This is a genomic window from Wolbachia endosymbiont of Drosophila seguyi (assembly GCF_028981765.1).
Classification (GTDB): Bacteria; Pseudomonadota; Alphaproteobacteria; order Rickettsiales; family Anaplasmataceae; genus Wolbachia; species Wolbachia pipientis.
Map to the genome: position 1 here is coordinate 1 of NZ_JAPQLM010000157.1, position 2,972 is coordinate 2,972.

Genomic DNA, 2,972 nt, shown 5'->3' on the forward strand with positions numbered 1-2,972 from the left:
AATAATAAGCTACTGATATTCGCTATCTTTTTTATCTTTAATCCATCATAGCTAGCGATGCAACAAAGCCCACTGGGATCCAGCTTCTATGCAACTTAATTAAAAACGTTTGTTTTAGCATAAGACAACTACCTTTAGCTCATCAGCTCAGTTATAAGCAAAATTTCTGGATTCCAGACTGGAATGACATCATCTGTTGTGCAATTTACCTTCAAAAATGAATGTTCGTACAGCTATGGATTCATTCGCGGTATAGATTCCGCTAACGAGTAGCGGAATGACGGTTTTTCAAATTGTAGAGCCACTTTAGCTATAGAACTCAATTACATAAGCAAACCTTACTTATTTTACTATCCCTGTTTACTTCCTGTAAAAAACATGTTACTAATGAATTGAATTTTGTAGTAGAATGGAGGAAGTTTTGGCAGTTCCAAAAAGAAAAAAGTCAAAGTCAAGGCGTAATATGCATCGTTCTCATCATGCTATTGAGCCTAAGAATGTTGTGGTATGTTCAACAACTGGGGAATTCATGTTGCCTCATAACGTAGCAGTTGATGGCAGTTACAAAGGAAAACGGGTTTTCATCAAGCAACAGGCAGAGTGACTATTATGATATGTTATCTACGGTCAATAATAATATAGTTATTGCACTTGACGCTATGGGGGGCGATTTTGCGCCTCTTTCCGTGATTCATGGTGCTGGTTTTTTTTTAGACAACCTTGTTGACCCAGGCATTAAAGTTTTTTTTCATATTTATGGAGATAAGGAAGAAGTATCTCCTTTGCTTTTGAAATATAAAAAAGTAAGTAACAATTCTGAATTTACTCATTGTTCTGACAATGTCCTTGCAAATGATAAGCCATCTTTTGCGCTGAGACATCGTAAAGACTCAAGTATGAAAGCTGCAATTGTTGCAGTGAAAGAAGGTAAAGCTTTCGGAGTGGTATCTTCAGGCAACACCGGAGCGTTGATGGCAATTTCCAGATTTATTTTAGGAACATTACCAAACATTTATCGTCCTGCTATTGCCTCTATCTGTCCAACTAAGACAAAAAGCTTCGCTTTGCTTGACCTTGGTGCAAATGTTGATTGTAATGCCGACTCATTATTTCAATTTGCGTTAATGGGTAGTATATTTGCAAAAATAGCATTAAAAATTGACAATCCTGAAGTTGCTTTGCTAAATATCGGCACAGAAGAAGTTAAAGGTAATGACTCAGTGCGCGGTGCTTTTGAGTTGCTTAAAAACGCTCCAGGCATTAATTTCAAAGGGTATATAGAGGCAAGTGAATTTTTAGAGGGTAATATAGATGTGATTGTTGCTGATGGTTTTGTTGGCAATGTAATGCTCAAAACGGCTGAGGCAACCGCTAGTACCTTTATCAATCTAATAAAGCAGGAAGTATTCAATTCGTGGATAGCGAAAATGCTTGTTGGTATATTGTTAAAATCCAAACTAAATAAAGCTTTAACGCGTTTTAATCCCAAAATTAGAAGTGGAGCTATGTTTTTAGGGCTGAATGGTATCATCATTAAAAGTCATGGAAATTCTGATGCTATTTCTTTTGCCCATGCCATAAAATTTGCAGTAAATGCAATTAGTGAAAATTTAAATCAAAAGATAATTAACGGGGTAAGTCATATTGAATAAAAGTTTCATATTAAGCACTGGATCTTACCTACCAAGAAAAATGTTGAGTAACAACGAAATTGCATCGATAGTTGAGACGAGCGATGAATGGATAAGGCAGAGAACAGGAATAGTTCAAAGGCATATAGCAGATGAAGGAGAACTAACGTCAGATCTAGCTGTAAATGCAGCAAAAAGTGCTATAGAAAAAGCTAAAATTTCAGTAGATGAAATTGACTTGATTATAGTTGCTACAACAACTCCTGATAAAACTTTTCCTAGCTGTGCAACGATTGTACAAAGTAAGTTAAAATGTAAAAACGCATTTGCTTTTGATGTACAAGCAGCATGCTCTGGTTTTATATATGCAGTTACAGTTGCTGATTCGCTCATAAAATCTAACAATAGAATTAAATATGCATTGGTTATAGGTGCTGAAATAATGTCTAGGATTGTTGATTGGGAAGATAGGTCAACTTGTGTACTCTTTGGTGATGGTGCTGGTGCAGTGGTGATGAAATCAGAAATGGGTAGAAGCGGCATCATATCAACAAACTTATACTCTGACGGCAATGTGGACATACTATTTACGAACGGAGGGATATCCTCAACTGGTGATTCTGGAAAAATATGCATGAGTGGAAGAGAAGTGTTTAAACATGCAGTGGATAAGTTAACAGCCTCAGTAGAGGAAACTCTGAAATGCAATAATTTGAAAATCACTGATATTGACTGGTTAATTCCCCATCAAGCAAACATTCGTATTATTGAAGCAGTAGTAAAGAAATTAGATTTTCCTATAGAGAAAGTGATTAATACCGTTGATAAGCATGCAAACACCTCAGCGGCATCAATTCCACTGGCCTTAGACTATGCAATACAAGAATCAAAAATAAAATCAGGAAATCTGGTACTGCTGATTTCAATAGGTGCAGGCCTGACCTGGGGTTCCGTGTTGCTGCACTATTAGACTTCCTGCATTACCTCCTGTCATCCAAGTACCCTCTTTGTCATTCCAGTGCCTCTTTCTCCTGTCATCCCAGTGCCCTGACTACTTGGATCCAGAAAAAAGAATGGTGTCATGAAAGTAGCTGATACTGGTTTTCATCCAAGAGGGTGTCATCTCAGTGCCCTGACTACTTGGATCCAGGAAAGTTTGCTTGTAAGCAAGCAAACTAGCACAGAAAGTGGTTACAACATTTTCGATGAGATTATATGGAAAACTAGATCCCAGTGTCAAGCACTGGGATGACAAAAAAAGGAGCACTGGGATGACAGCAGTCCTACGTCATACCGCGATTCATTCGCGGTATCTCTAGATCCCGCTAACAAGCAGCGGGA

Annotated in this window: 4 protein-coding genes; all 4 read left to right on the top strand. The window is 37.7% G+C overall.

Features of this window, described 5'->3' with window-relative positions; translation table 11 throughout:
• The first annotated feature begins 421 nt into the window (after nt 1–421).
• The 4 genes from rpmF (at nt 422) to OZD62_RS04015 (ending at nt 2,883) form a co-directional block, all read left to right on the top strand.
• On the top strand, nt 422–604 hold the full coding sequence (gene rpmF, locus OZD62_RS04000; RefSeq protein WP_010962967.1) for a 50S ribosomal protein L32: 183 nt from the start codon (nt 422–424) through the stop codon (nt 602–604).
• A gap of 10 nt (nt 605–614) precedes the next feature.
• Nucleotides 615–1,652 (top strand): phosphate acyltransferase PlsX, encoded by a 1,038-nt coding sequence (gene plsX, locus OZD62_RS04005; protein WP_038199264.1) that lies wholly within the window; start codon nt 615–617, stop codon nt 1,650–1,652.
• Nucleotides 1,645–2,601, top strand: coding sequence for a beta-ketoacyl-ACP synthase III (locus OZD62_RS04010; protein ID WP_275019475.1), 957 nt, complete (start codon nt 1,645–1,647; stop codon nt 2,599–2,601). Before plsX ends, OZD62_RS04010 begins: the two co-directional genes overlap by 8 nt.
• A 111-nt stretch (nt 2,602–2,712) precedes the next feature.
• A complete protein-coding gene (locus OZD62_RS04015; RefSeq protein ID WP_010082311.1) occupies nt 2,713–2,883 on the top strand; it encodes a hypothetical protein in 171 nt (56 codons plus the stop codon).
• The last annotated feature ends 89 nt before the right edge of the window (nt 2,884–2,972 follow it).

Bases quoted from the DNA above. Each gene is read 5' to 3' on its own strand.
- plsX (WP_038199264.1), top strand. From the start codon at position 615: ATGTTATCTACGGTCAATAATAATATAGTTATTGCACTTGACGCTATG.
- OZD62_RS04015 (WP_010082311.1), top strand. From the start codon at position 2,713: ATGAAAGTAGCTGATACTGGTTTTCATCCAAGAGGGTGTCATCTCAGT.